This window comes from Pseudomonas sp. PME37.24/025, from assembly GCF_055556615.1.
Map to the genome: position 1 here is coordinate 1 of NZ_JBVHNK010000009.1, position 16,282 is coordinate 16,282.

A 16,282-nucleotide genomic window follows, 5' to 3' on the forward strand; every position below is an offset into this window, starting at 1 on the left:
GAAATACAAAACGCCCGATGCGGTGCATCGGGCGTTTTGAGACTGAAACAGGTGTAAACCTATTTCAGGACTAGACATTTTTTAGTCTTTTTTAAGTCGGCTGCATGGCCCACGCCCGGCGCAAGTTTTTCGATCAGCACGTGGCGAATAAAAGTCAGTTGGCAGAACAGGCGCTGCACTCGATTGGCGGTTTGTACGAAGTTGAACGCCAAGCGCTGGACATGAGTGATGAGGATCGCTTGCGGATACGGCAAGAAAAAGCGGCGCCATTAGTGAAAGCCCTGCACGACTGGATGTTGACCCAGCGCGATCTTGTTCCCAACGGATCAGCGACGGCCAAAGCCTTAGATTACACCCTTAAACGCTGGGTAGCGCTGACGCGCTACCTGGAAGATGGGGCTGTACCCATCGACAACAATCCAGTCGAAAACCAGATCCGACCATGGGCACTTGGACGCTCGAACTGGTTATTTGCTGGATCGCTGCGCAGTGGCAAACGGGCCGTTGCGATCATGAGCTTGATCCAGTCGGCGCGTATGAATGGGCATGATCCGTATGCTTACATTAAGGACGTTTTGACTCGTCTGCCGACACAGCAGGCAAGTGAGATTGATCAACTGCTGCCGCATAAGTGGATGCCGGCCTAGTCATGCAAGACGATTGGCTGGACGCTTGCGGTCTAGGGAATGGCCTGAGGCGATGAACGAGCGACGGCGCCCACCTTATCGGCATCATCCTGGGCAGCTCAACTGTTCAGGGTGAAGCTCAATGGAAAAGAGTGTGCTGTTCCTGGCCAGGTAGTAATGCTCCTGGTGAAACTTGAACCTGCGCATCATCGCCAGCAACTGCGGTTCCTTGCAGGCCAGTTGCTCCAGATCACGGCGTATTCTCGCCTCCATGCTGACCTTGCGTTCCTCGGAGAGGCTGCTCGCTGCTAAGTCGATCCTGTAGCGGTAGAAGATCGTGTCACCGTACGTCAAACCGACGTACTCAAGGGTGGTAATTGCATCCAGTTGCTTTGGCAGGGTCGCGTTCAACTGGGCGAGGCGCTCGACCAGCAGCGCCTGTTGGGCCACCTTCTCCTGCTCGGCCTTGAGCGCGAAATAGCGTCCAATCCCGGCAATCAGTACCACCGCAGCGATACCCAGATAGAAATTACGCGGGTTGCGCCGCTTCTTCGGCGCCAGCTTCATCAACATCTTGAATGACTCGTCCTGAGCATGAAAAAGCCCCTAGCGAAACTAGGAGCTACGGGTGAAAACGGCATAGCCTGACACAATACCCCGGGGGAGCACTCGGCCAATACGGGGTGGTTATCAGGGCGAGCACTGCGTGAGCTGTCTGCCCAGGCCTGAACTGACTTCACTAACTAAGTGCCGTTCAAATCTATTCCTCTTTCATCTGGCGACGAGATCAAGCCCAGTTAGGGTTTGGTCGATTGAGTGAAAGCCCAAGCAAATACGATAGCCGCAATTACTGGTCGGATTAGATCCGTAGCTGGCGCCTGACCGGTAAACACTCGAAGGCCGAAAAATATGAACACTGCTAGGGCAGCGAAAGCACCCAATACCGAAATCCAGCGGAAATATCGTGGAAACATCACACTACTCCTTTACAAAAATGAGAAGAGAGGGCAGACCAAGTTTTTTTGAGTAAGTGGCATTGCCTCTTCGATAAAATATGGCCTGCCCCTCGTTTGCCCTATGTACTCTTTCTCTCTGATTTAGATTTCAATCGGCAGGTTGGGTCAGGTCTCCATCAGCGCCAACAGTCACACTCACCTCTTTGCGCTCACCCGTCGTGGAAATCTCATAAACCTTCATGATGTAGTTATCCGCGATCACCGTTTCGATGAGGTAGTTCTTATGCGGTTTCGGTGTGAATACCAGTGGGGCAGGCTGCGGCGTTATGGAGTAGCCGAACAATGAATGCATGGGAATACCGTTGAGGGTGGCTATCTGCCTTTTCACTGCCGCATTCACTTTCAGGGTTTTTTCGGCCTCTACCAACTTATCAATACTGTCTGTGCCACCTGCCATTTTCTTCAGGTAACCCGGTATGCGCTGGAAGTAGTTTGCATCGTAGACACGCTCGCCAGCGGAAGACATGGCGTACTCACTCGCGTCGGCAGGCCCCAGGGAATAGCTGACCGGATGATCACCTGCGCCGCCGAGGGTGCGGAAGGTAAGGCTTGCATGATGCTCATCCGATGCCAGTGGGGCCACCGGCTTGGAGGAGGGTTGAACACTCACTTGGCGGCTGCCACAACCGGTCATTACAAAAGCGAGAGTCATTGCTAACGGAAGAGTGAGATATGTTTTCATTCGATCCATGAACTGAACGTGGGTGGATATTTGGGCTTGTGAAGCAGGCCCAGTATATCCAGAGAACCAATGGCTGGGGCGATGCGAGTCAATCCGGGATCCTTCCACGGAGGGTATTAGCGGCACTGTCTTTATTGGAGCGTGAAACGGGCGGCCTTATAGTCGCCCGTTTTCATTTACTACACAGCGCGCTCGTCCAAGCCCACGATTGCTTCCAGTGTCGGATGAATCGGCATAGCAGCGTAAGAAAAATATGCATATTCACGGGAAAACTGACTCCGCCGAGTCTCTTTAATTACCGCCCCCCGTATCTATTGATCGTCCCGCGAATAAAGGGTTTTTCTTCGAAATATCCCCTCACATTGAAAGACATTGCCTCAGAAATTCCTCATCTACTCTGGTTTCGCAGATCACTGATCTGTCGTAATCAGCAGTCGCAAGGAGCGATCAATGTATTTTGAGATTTACAGGCAAACCCGTGGTATCGCACAAACTGGCAAGGGCCAATGGCGCTGGCGTTTGCGGGCGGGGAATCATGAAACGATTGCCAGTGGGGAGGCTTACCTCAACAAGTCTGATTGCGTGCACGCCATCAGTTTGATCAAAGGGACTCATGATCAGACCCCGGTCAAGGAGATATAAGCTCCAGGGCGGTGAAGCTGCTCAGTCGGAGCAGCTTCGTTTTTTCGGGCGCCCTGTTTTTATCGATCAGGTCATTTGCCAGCCTGCATAGACGCCGATTACGACACCTCCCTAAACTGTCCCCCAAGTCTTGGGGACCGGGGTGCAAGGGATGAATCGCAACGAACTGCGCAAGGCCGACATCAACCTGATGGTGGTGTTCGAGACATTGATGCTCGAACGCAACGTCACACGGGTGGCGGAGAAGCTGTTCCTCGGTCAGCCGACCATCAGTGCGGCGTTGAATCGTTTGCGGACGATGTTCAATGATCCGCTGTTTATTCGGGTTGGCCATCGCATGGAGCCGACGGCGCGGGCCGAGGAAATTATTCAGCACTTGTCGCCGGCGCTGGATTCGCTGTCGGTGGCCTTGAGCCTGACCCACGATTTCGATCCACTCAGCAGTACCATGACTTTTCGCATCGGGCTGTCGGACGATGTCGAGTTCGGCCTGTTGCCGCCGCTGCTGCGGGCTTTGCGCCAGGAAGCGCCGAAGGTGGTGTTCGTGGTCCAGCATGTCGACTACTGGCGCATTCCCGACCTGCTGGCCTCTGGTGATATCACCGTTGGTATCAGCCAGACCCGCGGCCTGCCGGCCAACGCCAAGCGCAAATTGCTGCGACACATCCAGCCCAGTGTTTTGCGTGCAGATGCATCAGATACACCGCTGACCCTCGATGAATATTGCTCGCGGCCGCATGTGTTGGTGTCTCACACCGCCAATGTCAGTGGCTACGCCGATGAGTGGCTGGCAGAGATCGGTCGTACGCGTCAGGTAGTGTTGTCTGTCCCGCAATACAGCTCGTTGCCGGCCTTGCTCGCCGGCACCGATCTGATCGCCAGCCTGCCTGATTACACGGCCGAAGCGATGGCTGCGTCCGGTCAGTTGTTCAAGGAGCCGTTTCCGTTCAAGACGCCAACCCTGGACCTGTCCATGGTCTGGCTCAGCCATGTTGACAGCGATCCAGCTGAACGGTGGTTACGGTCGCGTCTAGAGGCGTTCATGAGTGAGCGGCCGATCCTTCCTCTGTCCCAGTGAGTAGGGCAGCGGCGCTGTGTTATATGTACAATCTTTCTGCCAATCTTCAGGAGCCCCGTCATGCCCCACCTGCACATGGAATACACCGCTAACTTGCCCGAACTGAATGCCGACGTGGCGTTGATGCGACTCAACAATGCGTTGATGGCTTCCGGTCAGTTTGCGGCCGAGTTCGATATCAAAAGCCGTGCAGTGAAGGTCGAAAGCTTCAAGGTTGGCACCGCACTGGGCGAGCGGGCTTTTGTGCATATCAAGCTGGCACTGTTGAGCGGGCGTTCGGCGGAGATCAAGACGCAGTTGTCGCAAAGCCTGTTGGCAGTGTTGCAGGACTTGTGCGAATGGCCGGCCAACGTAGAAGTGCAGTTGTGTGCGGAAATTCTGGATATTGATCGTGAGTCCTACACCAAGGCTGCCATTGGCCTCTGACAGGCCAGGTTTTGGGCTCAGAGCAAACCTTGTTCCCCACAGGCTTTGATCACTTGCTCACGAAGCCAGGTATTGGCGCTGTCCTGATCGCTGGCTTCGCTCCATTGCATGTCAAGAGTAAGTGCTGGCAAGCCATTAGGTGCTTCGCAATGACTGAATACCGCCTCATTGGCCAGCAGCGTTTGAATGCGCCGCGGTAGCGTCAGGATGAGGTCGGTGCCGGTTATCATCTTGAGGGCTGCCCTGTAGCTGTTGGATCGCTCGATAAGCTGTCGTTTGTGATCGGCTCTATGGGGGTCGAAGGTCCTGTGTGGAGGGAGCACGTGACGATGTTCCATGAGCGATCGCAAACGTGGGCGCAATTCCGGCGGGGTTGCGCGTTTATCGAAGACGTAAACCAGCTCGTCTTCAACCAGCCTCCGGGATTTGAAGCCAGTGTGGCTGTGTTGAGAATCGGGACCGAAGCAGATCACCAGATCGAGACTGCCATCGCGCAGTTCATCGACGGGCAGGGCGGTATCGAGTTTTTGCACATTGACGATCACTGGCAGGTTGGCGAAGTCGAAGTTCCTCAACAGCCGCGGCAATACCAGCAGTTCGAAGTATTCCGACGCGCAAATGTTGAAGGTGACTGCTTTTAGAGTCGGATCAAAGGCTTGAGCTCCGGAATGGCAGAAGTTGATACCTTCCAGAATCTTCAGCACATGCTCGTGCATGGTGGTGGCTTTGTAGGTTGGACGCATTCCTGATCGGGTGTTGATGAACAAATCATCTTCGAAGCCGGTGCGCAGCTTTTTCAGCGAATAGCTGACGGTGGACTGGCTGACCCCGAGGGTTTCGGAGACGGCGGTGACGCTGCTTTGTTCATACACGGCGACGAACACCATGAGGTCCTGCATATCGAGCTTTCTAAGTAAATTGCTGTTAAGCATCTGCCCCATCTCGATGAACTCCCTGTTCTGTTTTGAACGAGATCTATCCATAAAAGGATAACGGAACGATAGTGCCAGGAGAATACCTTGTAGGAAGCTTCATTGTCAGATGTGGGACACAACGTGTAGGTAACACGACCTGAGCATTCAATCGCCCATCGAGTTCTGGCCTGGAGGGGCTTTCCGGGATTTTCTGGATCAGCGCGCACGGCTTGAAAGTGATCGGTATCAGGCTGCCAGGCACTGAATACCCACCACCCAAGCGCTGAAGTTACGCCCGGACACTTGGCAGTGGTCGGTTCCAGCAAAGCTATATGTTAATAAGTCTTATTACAGTAAGCCGTCTTGTGCACACACGCTGACAATTTGTTCGCGAAACCAGTTATTGGCGCTGTCTTGACCTGGTTTCTCGCTCCATAACATGTCCAGCGTGAAGTTCGGTAAACCCGTCGGCGGTTTGCAGTGGCTGAATCTGGCTTCATTACTGATCAGCATCTGGATGCGCCGAGGCAGAGTGAGAACAAAATCGGTCCCGGGGATCATGTTGAGTGCCGCAACGTAACTATTGGCCCGTGCCACAATTTGGCGGGTGTAGTCCCATTTGCTGAGCCAGCCATCCACCATATTGGTGTCTGAAGTCCATGGCGTCGGGAAGATATGCTGGCGTGCGACAAAGGTGTCCAGGCTGAACTCGCCCTCTGGAGGCGCGAAGTTTTTATCGACGACGCAGACCAGGTCATCTTCCAGCAGTACTTGTGACTTCAGGTTTTTAGCGCCGTGATGAAAGTTGGGGCCGAAACAAATAACCAGATCGAAACGGCCATCCATAAGTTCTTCGTTAGGAATATCTTTGTGGAATTTCTGGATGTTTACAATGACCGGAAAGCTACTGCCGATAAAACGTTTTAATAAGTTTGGCAGTATCAGAAGTTCAAAATATTCAGGGGCGCAAATGTTAAAAGTGATCTCTTTTTGCGCTGGGTCGAATGAGTGGAATCCGGAATGGCAGATGTTTATGGTTTTCAGGATTTTGAGAACATGGCTGTACATCGTGGCGGCTTTGTGTGTTGGCCACATGCCATTGCGGGTATTGATGAAGAGCTCGTCGTCGAAACTCGTGCGCAGCTTTTTCAGGCAGTAACTCACCGTGGACTGGCTGACGCAAAGGGTTTCGGAGACCTCGGTGACGCTTCTTTGTTCATACACAGCCACGAAAACCATAAGATCCTGCATATCCAGTTTTCTTAGCAGATTGCTATTAAGCATAAAATCCTTCTCGGTGAAAATCCATGTGTGTCACTTTACGTCGTGTTTTGTGACAGGGTTGTTTATTTATATATTAGTGGAAGCAATTGGTTTTTTAAATAGTCTGTCGGAAATTTCCTCATATATTCTCATTCCACTTACAGAGAACCCTGAGCAGGGATAGGAGGGCGAAGTGTTGGTACGCGTCACGGAAAGTCAAACGCCGTTATGGATGCAGGCGACTGAAGTTGTGAAAGAAAAGTTTCGCAGCTCTTATAAGGCATCCGTAGAACCGAGCCCGCAGTATTTTGCGGTCACCCAGGACAGTGAGGAACGGATTCTTTCTTGCGCCGGTATAACTTTTGCGGATGACCGCACACTTTTCTCGGAGCAATACCTGTCGCAACCGATAGAAACGATTCTGTCCCAGCGTTTTGAAAAGATGATTGATCGGTCAGTTATTGCTGAAATAGGCAGTTTGATTTCTCATCATCTGACGGCCGGAATGATCATGGTCAACATGGTTCCGTTGTTGTCCTGGTGCATGGGGGCTCAATATTTGCTCTGCACCGTTACGCCCCGGGTCCGGAAAATGATGGAAAGCTGCCAGATCGATTTCGAACCACTACTCACGGCGGACCCTCAGCGTCTGGCCGACGATGGTGGCAAGAACTGGGGTACCTACTACTCGAAATTACCCGTCACCGGTTTTATCCGTGTGGACCCGAAACGTTCGCGATTCGCCGCTATGACCCTCGGTACTTTGTTCACCCAGTTGCCGAGCAATTTGCCGGCGAGGGCGCAGTCATGAGCGGTCGTTTCATTGCGGATTTGCGGCTTGCGTTGCAGGTCAATCGCCAGAAGGTCTGTGCTATCGATTGTGCTCCGAGCGGCCTGGAACACGCCGCTGTCATGACCTATGGCGAGTTGGAATCCCGGGCGCTGAATCTGGCGGCAGAACTGCAGCGACGTTTCTCCACGGCGGCTCACGGCGACCACGTTGTGCTGGGGATTGCGACGCGTAACAGCAGTGACTGGCTGATTGCCGATCTGGCTTGTCTGTTTGCCGGAATTACCGCACTGCCTTTGCCGCTGGCATTCAGTCAGTCCCAGGCCGAGCACCTTGCCGAGCGTTGTGACGGATTTCTGGTGGATGCCGCGGGCGAGCGGACGCTGGCTGAACGGTGGATGCTGGACTTTCCCGACAGTCGCCTCAGACGTATCGGCGAACCTGCCCTGGAGCAGCCGTTGTTGCGAGAACCGGACGGCGATAGCGCCTGGATCTGCAAAATCATTCACACCTCGGGGACTACCAGCCGGCCCAAGGGCGTGCGCCTGAGCACGGCGGCGGTGGGGGCGGTGTTGGCTTCCCTGCGCCAGTGGATGCCGGTCGATGCCCATCGCAGCTACCTGTCACTGGTGCCGTTGAGCCTGCTGCTGGAGCAAGTGACCGCCGCGTATTTGCCGCTGTTGGCCGGTGGGATCGTACATTTTCTGCCTGAAGGCGAGGCGTTGCTGGGGGAGCCGGGAACGTCACCGCAGCGTTTGATCGAGTGGATCCTGCGGGTCGAACCGACGGCCTTGACGGTACCACCGGTGATGCTCAATCGCTTTCACGAACTCTTGACCGAAGGCGGCGTGCAGGGTGAGCGCCTGTCTCGTTACCTGCATTCGGGGGTGCATATCACTTGCGGCGGCGCGGCCGTCAGCATCGATATCTTGCATGCCCTCGCTGAGGACGGTATCCCGGTGTTCCAGGGTTACGGGCTCTCCGAGAATGCCTCGGTCGTCAGTATGAATACCGTGCAGCACCAACGTCTGGGCAGTGTGGGCAGGCCGTTGCCGCATGTTCAGGTGCGCATCGGCGCCGACCAGACCATTGAGGTCAAGAGCAGTTCGTTGTTCAGCGGCTACTCGGGCAAAGACCCGAGCGCCTGTTCGATGTCCGACGACGGCTGGATGGACACCGGGGATCTGGGGGAGCTGGATGCTGATGGCTTTCTCTATGTTCGCGGTCGCAAGAAAAATGTGATCTGCCTGCCCAATGGCCGCAACGTCAGCCCGGAGCAGGTCGAGTTGGAATACCGCGAATACCCCGGTGTGCGCGATGCCGCTGTGTTTTTCGATGAGGCCCATGGTCTGGTGGCGTTGTTGTGTGTTGAGTCGGCACCGGATCGCGATGAGCTGGCCAGTTGGTCAGCCCGGCGCTTTTCCGATATCGAGCGACCGAGCCGCCTGTGGTTGCTGACCAAGGACGATCCATTGCTCGAGCAACTCTACACCGTCACCGGCCGTCCAAAACGTGCCGATATCGCTACTGTTTTCGCCAATCTGCAAGGGAATGCATCTGATGAACACACCTGCCTATCACTGTGAAAACCCCGACGTATCCATTATTGAACCGCGCCATTTCGCAAGCCTGGGCAAGGCCGAGCTGTACGACTTGCTGGGGCATTACGGCGTCGTCCTGCTACGTAACTGCATCCATAATGCCGAGGATTTCAGCGCCTATGTGAAGCAGAACAGCTCGCGGCTGAGCCTCGACCCGGCTCGGGTCATGGTCGGTGGCGCCGCGCAGTTGGTGGATGCGGGCCGCCAGGCGATCGGTCTGCATTGCGAGAATGGTAACTCACCGTTCTGGCCGGACATCACCTGGTTCTATTGCCAGGAAGCGCCGCGCACGGGCTCGCAAACCACCTTGTGCGACGGTGAGAAAGTACTGGCGAAGCTGTCATCGGCCTGCCGCACATTTTTCGAGGACAACCCGATTCGCTACAGCCGCACTGTTGCCGGCGACAAATGGCGTCGGCTGGTTTGCCACTATTCGCCAGGGCTCTCGGACCCGGCGGCGGTCGGGATCGAAGATCTGATGCAGATCATCGGCGACGATCCGCAGACACAGATCTCCTTCAATGCGTTTGATGATTCGATTCATTACGCCTTCAGTACCCCGGCGATTCTGGTCTCCGAATTCAGCCAGCGCCCAGCGTTTGCCAACAGTATTCTCGGGCCGTCCTTCAACTATGAAGTGCCGGTGATCGATACGTCGTTCGGGCAGCCCATTCCCGGTGAATTCCTGCACGAAATCGCCGAGGTTTCCGCGCAATACACCTACCCCGTCGGCTGGCGTGACCATGACATGGTGATGATCGACAACCGTCGGGTCATGCATGGTCGTGAGGCCATCGTTGACGAGCGCCGCCGTATCTTCAATGCCCTGAGCTACCGCTGAGACCTACTAATGAAGACCCATAACAATCAGATCATTTCTGGTCAGTACGAGACGTATATAGACGGTGACGGTCACCAGGTAGTCGATCTGACCGGCGGGTTTGGCTTTCAGGTGCCGGCGGTCATCGACGCGGTCAGCCTTCAGGCGCAAAGCATGGGACTGTCCAATCGGGTGCTGATGTCCGACCCACTGATCGCTCTGTGCCGTCGCTTGGCCGAGTTGCTACCGCAGCCGCTGGTCAGTTCTTATGTGTGTAGCTCTGGCGATGAAGCATTCGAAGGCGCCTTGAAACTGTGCAAAGGCCTCAAGCCCAAGGGCAAAACCATTGTCGTTGTCCAGGGCGGCGACTATGGCTCGCTGAGTTATGGACGTTGCCTCAGCACGCCGCAAGGCTATCTGGAAATGCAGCGTTTCCTGGGCTTCGAGCTCGTGGCGATCAGGCATGTCCGCGACCTGGATAAAGTGAACTGGAACGATTGCTTCGCGGTGTGTCACACCAGCACTGTGATTGATGGAGACGGTCGCTTGCGCCTGATAGAGCAGGTGCTACTCGATCACTTGTATGTCGCGGCGGCCAATGCGTCGGTGCCGGTCATCGCGGTGGACGTGCAAAGTTGTCTGGGGAGCCTGGGCACGCTGTTTGGTTTCCAGCGTTATCGCAATACCCCGGACATTGTGGTGTTGGGCGGCCCACTGGGCGGTAGTGCGATTCCTATCGGCACCTATACCTGCAGCGAACAGATGGCCTATCAGGTCTATGGCTGTAGCAGTCCGGCGAAACATGGCAGCACCACGGCCGGCAACCCGCTGGCCTGTGTGGCCGCCATGGCGGCGCTGGATTACGTGCAGGAACACGATTTGCCCCGGCAGTGCCTCAATAACGGCAAGATCCTGGCGCAAGCGTTGGCCTCATTCGGCGCTGTCGCCTGCGGTGCCTGGGTCAGCTTGCCGCTGCCAGCCGACCTCATACCTGCCGAATTGTGCGAGGAGCTTTATCAGCGTGGCATTTATGTCAGTGCACCCCGTGGCCGCGAGTTGATTCTGCGTTGCCCGATTACCGCACGAGCCGAACACATCCAGCACGCATCCCGGATTCTCAAGGAGACTTTAAGCCATGTCCTTAACCCTATCGCATGAGCAACTGCTGGATGACTGCCAGCGGCATTGGAGTGCCTCGGCGGCAAAGCTCTATCGCCTGGGTAAAACCAGCGTCGAAAAGGACGCCGATGGCATCTATGTCACCGACCATGCCGGCAAGCGCTTTATCGACTGTGCATGCAGCTATGGGGTGTTTATCGTCGGTCATCGCAATCCGATGGTGCGTGAGCAGGTGCAGACCCAGTTGAACCAGATGGCCTGGGTTCCGGAAGGTCGGGTGCATCCGCTGCAAGGCGCATTGTCCGAGCGTCTTCGGAATCTGGTGCCGGGTGATTGGGGGGATGTGCAGTTCATGGTCTCGGGCGCTGAAGCCATCGAGCAGAGCATGCGTTATGTGCTCAAAGTGCAGCAGCACCGGCGCGGAATCGTGGTCATGAACGATTCCTACCACGGCAAGACGCTGGCGGCGATGAGCATTCTCGGGCAGAAACAGCACCATCGCAGCTACGGCACCGACGCCTCGGAAGTGACCTATGTGCCGTACGGTGATTTCGCCGCCTTGCAGAAAGCGGTCGGCGAGGGTGTGCGTGCGGTGTATGTCGAGCCGATTCTGGGGGGCGCCCACTTACAGGTTCCGCCCGTGGGTTACATGGCGAATATCCGCGCCCTGTGCGATGCCACTGACACCTTGCTGGTGGCCGACGAAATCCAGACCGGTTTCGGCCGCTGTGGCAAGTGGTTCGCCGTGCAGTATGACGACATCGTGCCGGACATCATGATCCTCTCCAAAGGCCTGACAGGCGGCTACACCTCGTTTGCCTGCGCGATGTACAGCCAGCGACTGGCCACTCAATACCCGCTGAGCGAGATCGAGCCTGACCGGCGGACCAATGGCGGGCATCCGGTGGCGTGCGCTTCGGCGCTGGCCGCTATCGATTACATCGAGCAGCACAACCTGGTCGAGCAGTCACGAATCAATGGTGGTTTGCTGCGCCATGGCCTGCAACGGCTGGCTCAGCGTTATCCGCAGATTGTCGAGGACGTGCCCGGTGTGGGCTTGATGACCGGCTTGCGTTTGCGCGGTTCGGTCTACGAAGCGCTGATGAGCATGGAGTTGGGCAAGCGTGGCGTGCATGCCGGGCATTCCATGAATGAAAAAGCCGCGCACCCGGTTCTGCGGTTTTACCCGCCGCTGAACATCACGCCCGAAGCGCTTCGGCATGTCCTGACGATGACCGAGGAAGCCCTTGAGGCGATCGCCCGGCGTCCGAAGTTGGCGGTCAAGGCGTTTTCTCTGGTGGTCAGAAACATGTACCACATCCCCAACAAGCTACTGCGCAGCAAAGGAAAGCCCTGAGTATGTTCAATCCCGACACGTTGACCCTGCGCGAAATGGCCGGGTTGCTGCGCCGTGGTGTGCTGACCAGCGTCGACTTGCTGGAGTTCTACCTGCAGCGTATTGCCGAGCGCAATCGGCAGATCAATGCCCTGATTCAACTGGAGTCTGTCGACGAACTGCGTCGACAGGCCCGGGAGGCCGATGAGATGGCCCGCACCGGAACGATTCGTGGCCCTTTACACGGGATTCCCATGACCATCAAGGACGTCTGCCATGTGCGCGGCTTCCGGATGTCGCGAGGCCTGAAGGAATTGCTGGGCGAGGCCAGTCAGGAGGATGCCACGGTCGTCGCAAGGCTTCGGCAGGCGGGTGCGATCATCCTCGGGATTACCAATGTTCCCGAGTTGTGCATGGCGTTTGATACCTACAACCTGTTGTATGGCCGCACGCTCAATCCCTATGACAGGCAGCGCTCCGCTGGCGGTAGCAGTGGCGGTGAAGCGGCGGCCATCGCGGCCGGTTGCTCGCCGGCCGGGCTGGCCTCGGATGCTTGCGGCAGTGTGCGCATTCCTGCGCATTTCAACGGCATCTGCGGCATGAAGCTGACCCAGGGGCGTGTGCCGTTGACCGGCCAGTTTCCCAGCGATCGCTCCGGGCTGTTTCATCTGACGTCGGCGTTTGGCGTGATGGGGCGTTATGTCGACGATCTGGCGCTACTCGGGCAACTGATCAGCGGTGCTGACGGCCACGATCCGGACACCGTCGATGTGCCTTTCGTCGACAGCCAGCCGCTGGCCCAATTGCGTGTCGCATTGTCCTGGGAATCCACCAGAACCCAAGTGAGCCCGGCGGTGAAGCAGGTTCTGCAACGGGTCGAGAATTGCTTGAGTAAAGTGGTGGCGCAGGTTACACCGACGGCTCCGCAGATGCTCGCCGAGGCCTGCGATGTGCTATGGCGGGTTTTCATTATGGGCGCGGATGCCGGGCGTAGCTGGAGGCGCCTGTTCCAGTCCATGGACAAACAGACCTATACGCCCGCCACCACAGAGTTGATTCGCTTGAGCGAAGAGGTCGAATTGAGCGTGGATGAAATGAAGCGCGACTGGATTCTGATCGATACGTTTCGCTATCACCTGGCGAAGTTCTTCAATCAGCATGACCTGTTCATTTGTCCGGTATTCCCGGACGTGGCATTCGCTCATGGCGAGTCTTTGCAGGATCGTGATCGCTATGCCTTTGTGTTTCCGTTCAGCCTCTCCGGTTCACCGGCGGTGGTCATTCGCGCCGGGCATGATCCGGTCAGCGGGATGCCGATCGGCATCCAGATAGTCGGCCCGCACTGGCAGGAAGAGCGGCTGCTGGCCGTGGCCAGTTTCCTTGAGCGCGAACTGGAGCGCTGGAGCCCGGTGGCCCCGTTGGACGCAGTCACTCTCTGACGGATCTCAAGCCGTAACGGTTCTGGCGTTACGGCTGGTGATCACCAATGCCAGCATGCCGACACCCACCAGCACGGCACCGGTGAGTTCTATCAGCACCGGTTGCTGTCTGAGCCAGAACCAGTGAAACAATGTGACAAACAAGGTGTTCAGGTAAACGTAGGAAACCACCGTAGACGGTGAAATCACCCCGATTGCCCGATGCAGCAGCCAGAATGTCGCGAGGGTGCCAAACAGCGCCAGGTATACCAGCCAGAACATATCGCTCGCCGACAGCTGCGCGCCGCTGCGCCAACCACCGTTAAACAGACAGAACACTAACAAAAACAGTGAGCCGAAAAGCATGTTCCAGAAGGTCATCGCCACCGGGTCACGCCCCTTCAAGGTCTTGACCTTGAATCGCTGGCTCAGGGGCGAATAAAGCGCCATCGCCAGGCAGCCGACGCCGAAGACCAGTACCGGGTACAGTGCAGGCAGTTCGCCTGGAGCCGTCCCTTTGAGGGTCAGCAGCAGGGCACCGATCGCTGCAATCGACATCGGTAACAAGCGGCTCTTCAGGCTTGGGCTCGGCAGCAGGAGCACCTCGAAAAATAACGTCATCAGCGGCACCAGCGTATACAACGTTGCGGTACTGACCGCGGTGGTATAGCGCAGCGCTTCAAACAGCGAACCAAAATACGTCGCCAGCAGCAGCCCAAGAACTGCATGCGCCATCAAGCCTCTGGCCGAGATCGGTGACGTGTTTTTCAACAACAGCAGTGGCAAGAACATCAAGGCTGAAAGCAACAAACGCAGCCCGGTCAATAATATTGGATCTATCGATTGGCTGACCTCTGCCGCCGCAAAGAAAGACGATGCGATCAGCATCGCCCAGATCAGCATGCCCCAGTGAGCTTCTACAAAACCGACTTGTTTCATGAGTTCCTTACCCTGCGTTTGATCGGACCTCCTACGAAAAGCAGGACCTTCGAAAACTATTGGATATGCTGCGCGTATTGCCTTGGGTTGAAACGCAGCACCATCACGATCATTACCGCCATCACCGCTGTGAGTGACCACCAGGCCCATTCGAAGCTGCCCAATTGGTCGCGAATCATCCCGGCAATCAGCGGCGAGAGGCCCGCGATCAGGTAACCGATGCCTTGTACGAAGGCCGTCAGGCCGCCGGCACGACGCGGGTTATCCAGGTGATCAAGGGACACGATCAGGCTCATCGGGAACAGACCGCCAATGCCCAGGCCCAGCAGGCACGGCCATAGCAGGCTAAAGCGTTCCGGGCTGAGGATCAGGCCGCAGAAGCCGGCCATGATCAAGGCCAGCAGAACGACCAGTACCAGACGCTTGTCCTGGCTGCGGTTGGCAATCGCGGGTGTTATCAGCCCGGACACGACTTCCATGGCCGTGAGAAACCCCAGCAATAAACCGGCATTCTGTTCGCTCCAGCCTTTTTCCACGTAATACGGGGCTAGCCAGGCCAGTACACAGGTGTAGGAGGCCGTGCCCAAACCGAAGAAAATCGCCAGCAACCAGGCCCGTGAGTTACCGACAAAGGACTCCTGGCGCCCCATCGGCGCCGCCGGCAATGGCGCGATTGCCGAGCGCTGGGCAAGCCAGAAGGCCAGGGCCACCAGCGTGAGTAGCGCCCAGATTGCCAGGCCCATCCGCCAACTACCGGTTTGCGCCAGGACGAAAGGCGAGAACGATGCCGCAATCGCCGCTCCGCCCATGATCGAGGTGACGTACAAGCCCATGAACAGCGAAACGTTGTCGCTGAAGCGTGACTTGATCAGCGCCGGCATCACCGCCTGAATGAGGGCGATCCCCAGCCCGGCCAGTACCGCGCTGAGGATCAGCTCAAGGGTGCTGTCCAGATACAGCCGCGAGACCGTGGCCACACCGATGATCAACAAGGACAGGATGATGGTGCGGTGTTCACCAACCCGTTGCGCGATGCGCATTCCCAGGAACATCGCCAGGCCCATCGCCATGACGGGCAGCATGGTCAGCAGCGAGGCGGTACTGAAACTCAATGGAACATCGCCGCGAATGGCCGACAACAACGGCCCGACAGCGGCCATCGATGGCCTCAGGTTCAGTGCCACCAATACCACGCTGACCATCAGCCATCCGGCATAGGAGCTTGAAGTACGAACGTTTTCCATGACGGAGCCCCAAATTTACAAGACTTCGATTAGGCCGCTCCAAGCCAGCAGGGGCAAACTGAAAAGTCGCTGGCGCTATCGAGAAATTAGGTTGGTTGCCGGGAGGAATGTTTAGCCAGTCTGTAACCAAGGTTCATCAAGTCTGGATTTAACGGCTTATCTGCCCGTGTGACGCTGCTTTGCATCTGTTTACCGCGGTCTTTTCCATGGACATCTGGCTGATAGGAATCAAACATGAGGGGGCATCTGGTGCCACTTCAAGCCTTCAGCCATGTCACCGATACAGGCCTGCCAGCGTGCCGAGCCTGTCTGTACTCCCTTCTGAACTGGCCTTCTGGGCATTGTGGCATTGCCGCCACGCCCGCCCG

General features: G+C 56.5%; 15 protein-coding genes and 1 pseudogene. 10 read left to right on the forward strand and 6 right to left on the reverse strand.

All coding sequences use genetic code 11. The annotated features are described in order from the left end of the window. Positions 1 to 95 precede the first annotated feature (95 nt). Positions 96 to 647 (forward strand): annotated as a pseudogene (gene tnpC, locus ACZ3HH_RS17030) (IS66 family transposase); the annotation flags it as partial. Between the two features lie 84 nt (positions 648 to 731). Here the strand turns inward: tnpC and ACZ3HH_RS17035 are convergent. Both ACZ3HH_RS17035 and ACZ3HH_RS17040 read right to left on the reverse strand, forming a co-directional pair. Then, the gene (locus ACZ3HH_RS17035; protein WP_367374522.1) at positions 732 to 1,199 is read right to left on the reverse strand and encodes a hypothetical protein; all 468 of its coding nucleotides are present in this window, start codon (positions 1,197 to 1,199) and stop codon (positions 732 to 734) included. Positions 1,200 to 1,730: 531 nt separating this feature from the next. Beyond that, complete coding sequence (locus ACZ3HH_RS17040; RefSeq protein WP_465806103.1) at positions 1,731 to 2,324, reverse strand: hypothetical protein; 594 nt, start codon at positions 2,322 to 2,324, stop codon at positions 1,731 to 1,733. Between the two features lie 450 nt (positions 2,325 to 2,774). Between ACZ3HH_RS17040 and ACZ3HH_RS17045 the strand changes: the two genes are divergently transcribed. The 3 genes from ACZ3HH_RS17045 (at position 2,775) to ACZ3HH_RS17055 (ending at position 4,470) form a co-directional block, all read left to right on the forward strand. Further along, the gene (locus tag ACZ3HH_RS17045) at positions 2,775 to 2,966 is read left to right on the forward strand and encodes a YegP family protein (protein ID WP_367374524.1); all 192 of its coding nucleotides are present in this window, start codon (positions 2,775 to 2,777) and stop codon (positions 2,964 to 2,966) included. A 151-nt stretch (positions 2,967 to 3,117) separates the two neighbouring features. Then, positions 3,118 to 4,044, forward strand: a complete 927-nt coding sequence (locus ACZ3HH_RS17050) for a LysR substrate-binding domain-containing protein (RefSeq protein ID WP_465806105.1) — start codon at positions 3,118 to 3,120, stop codon at positions 4,042 to 4,044. 60 nt (positions 4,045 to 4,104) lie between these two features. Beyond that, the gene (locus tag ACZ3HH_RS17055; RefSeq protein WP_465806107.1) at positions 4,105 to 4,470 is read left to right on the forward strand and encodes a 5-carboxymethyl-2-hydroxymuconate Delta-isomerase; all 366 of its coding nucleotides are present in this window, start codon (positions 4,105 to 4,107) and stop codon (positions 4,468 to 4,470) included. Between the two features lie 17 nt (positions 4,471 to 4,487). Here the strand turns inward: ACZ3HH_RS17055 and ACZ3HH_RS17060 are convergent, their stop codons facing one another. Continuing rightward, the gene (locus tag ACZ3HH_RS17060) at positions 4,488 to 5,402 is read right to left on the reverse strand and encodes a LysR family transcriptional regulator (RefSeq protein ID WP_465806109.1); all 915 of its coding nucleotides are present in this window, start codon (positions 5,400 to 5,402) and stop codon (positions 4,488 to 4,490) included. Positions 5,403 to 5,732: 330 nt separating this feature from the next. Beyond that, positions 5,733 to 6,668, reverse strand: coding sequence for a LysR family transcriptional regulator (locus ACZ3HH_RS17065; protein ID WP_465806111.1), 936 nt, complete (start codon positions 6,666 to 6,668; stop codon positions 5,733 to 5,735). A gap of 172 nt (positions 6,669 to 6,840) precedes the next feature. On the opposite strand from ACZ3HH_RS17065, the gene ACZ3HH_RS17070 reads away from it, so the two are divergent. From ACZ3HH_RS17070 to ACZ3HH_RS17095, 6 genes are read left to right on the forward strand one after another with little or no spacing between them, the layout of a single operon-like run. Beyond that, on the forward strand, positions 6,841 to 7,458 hold the full coding sequence (locus ACZ3HH_RS17070; protein ID WP_367374528.1) for a thermostable hemolysin: 618 nt from the start codon (positions 6,841 to 6,843) through the stop codon (positions 7,456 to 7,458). Further along, on the forward strand, positions 7,455 to 9,023 hold the full coding sequence (locus ACZ3HH_RS17075) for an AMP-binding protein (RefSeq protein WP_465806113.1): 1,569 nt from the start codon (positions 7,455 to 7,457) through the stop codon (positions 9,021 to 9,023). The genes ACZ3HH_RS17070 and ACZ3HH_RS17075 overlap by 4 nt, the downstream gene beginning before the upstream one ends. Beyond that, complete coding sequence (locus ACZ3HH_RS17080; protein ID WP_465806115.1) at positions 8,998 to 9,879, forward strand: TauD/TfdA family dioxygenase; 882 nt, start codon at positions 8,998 to 9,000, stop codon at positions 9,877 to 9,879. Before ACZ3HH_RS17075 ends, ACZ3HH_RS17080 begins: the two co-directional genes overlap by 26 nt. A 9-nt stretch (positions 9,880 to 9,888) precedes the next feature. Further along, positions 9,889 to 11,016: an aminotransferase class III-fold pyridoxal phosphate-dependent enzyme gene (locus ACZ3HH_RS17085; protein WP_465806117.1), complete on the forward strand. Its 1,128-nt coding sequence runs from the start codon at positions 9,889 to 9,891 to the stop codon at positions 11,014 to 11,016. Then, positions 10,994 to 12,334, forward strand: a complete 1,341-nt coding sequence (locus tag ACZ3HH_RS17090) for an aspartate aminotransferase family protein (RefSeq protein ID WP_465806119.1) — start codon at positions 10,994 to 10,996, stop codon at positions 12,332 to 12,334. Before ACZ3HH_RS17085 ends, ACZ3HH_RS17090 begins: the two co-directional genes overlap by 23 nt. 2 nt (positions 12,335 to 12,336) lie before the next feature. Further along, positions 12,337 to 13,752, forward strand: coding sequence for an amidase (locus tag ACZ3HH_RS17095; protein WP_465806121.1), 1,416 nt, complete (start codon positions 12,337 to 12,339; stop codon positions 13,750 to 13,752). A 6-nt stretch (positions 13,753 to 13,758) separates the two neighbouring features. On the opposite strand, the gene ACZ3HH_RS17100 is transcribed toward ACZ3HH_RS17095, so the two are convergent. After that, on the reverse strand, positions 13,759 to 14,670 hold the full coding sequence (locus tag ACZ3HH_RS17100) for a DMT family transporter (protein WP_465806519.1): 912 nt from the start codon (positions 14,668 to 14,670) through the stop codon (positions 13,759 to 13,761). A 56-nt stretch (positions 14,671 to 14,726) separates the two neighbouring features. Beyond that, a complete protein-coding gene (locus tag ACZ3HH_RS17105) occupies positions 14,727 to 15,914 on the reverse strand; it encodes a cyanate transporter (RefSeq protein ID WP_367374535.1) in 1,188 nt (395 codons plus the stop codon). Between the last annotated feature and the right edge of the window lie 368 nt (positions 15,915 to 16,282).

Coding starts and splice junctions, on each gene's coding strand:
- ACZ3HH_RS17035 (WP_367374522.1), bottom strand. CDS start 1,199: ATGTTGATGAAGCTGGCGCCGAAGAAGCGGCGCAACCCGCGTAATTTC.
- ACZ3HH_RS17040 (WP_465806103.1), bottom strand. CDS start 2,324: ATGAAAACATATCTCACTCTTCCGTTAGCAATGACTCTCGCTTTTGTA.
- ACZ3HH_RS17045 (WP_367374524.1), top strand. CDS start 2,775: ATGTATTTTGAGATTTACAGGCAAACCCGTGGTATCGCACAAACTGGC.
- ACZ3HH_RS17050 (WP_465806105.1), top strand. CDS start 3,118: ATGAATCGCAACGAACTGCGCAAGGCCGACATCAACCTGATGGTGGTG.
- ACZ3HH_RS17055 (WP_465806107.1), top strand. CDS start 4,105: ATGCCCCACCTGCACATGGAATACACCGCTAACTTGCCCGAACTGAAT.
- ACZ3HH_RS17060 (WP_465806109.1), bottom strand. CDS start 5,402: ATGCTTAACAGCAATTTACTTAGAAAGCTCGATATGCAGGACCTCATG.
- ACZ3HH_RS17065 (WP_465806111.1), bottom strand. CDS start 6,668: ATGCTTAATAGCAATCTGCTAAGAAAACTGGATATGCAGGATCTTATG.
- ACZ3HH_RS17075 (WP_465806113.1), top strand. CDS start 7,455: ATGAGCGGTCGTTTCATTGCGGATTTGCGGCTTGCGTTGCAGGTCAAT.
- ACZ3HH_RS17080 (WP_465806115.1), top strand. CDS start 8,998: ATGAACACACCTGCCTATCACTGTGAAAACCCCGACGTATCCATTATT.
- ACZ3HH_RS17085 (WP_465806117.1), top strand. CDS start 9,889: ATGAAGACCCATAACAATCAGATCATTTCTGGTCAGTACGAGACGTAT.
- ACZ3HH_RS17090 (WP_465806119.1), top strand. CDS start 10,994: ATGTCCTTAACCCTATCGCATGAGCAACTGCTGGATGACTGCCAGCGG.
- ACZ3HH_RS17095 (WP_465806121.1), top strand. CDS start 12,337: ATGTTCAATCCCGACACGTTGACCCTGCGCGAAATGGCCGGGTTGCTG.
- ACZ3HH_RS17100 (WP_465806519.1), bottom strand. CDS start 14,670: ATGAAACAAGTCGGTTTTGTAGAAGCTCACTGGGGCATGCTGATCTGG.
- ACZ3HH_RS17105 (WP_367374535.1), bottom strand. CDS start 15,914: ATGGAAAACGTTCGTACTTCAAGCTCCTATGCCGGATGGCTGATGGTC.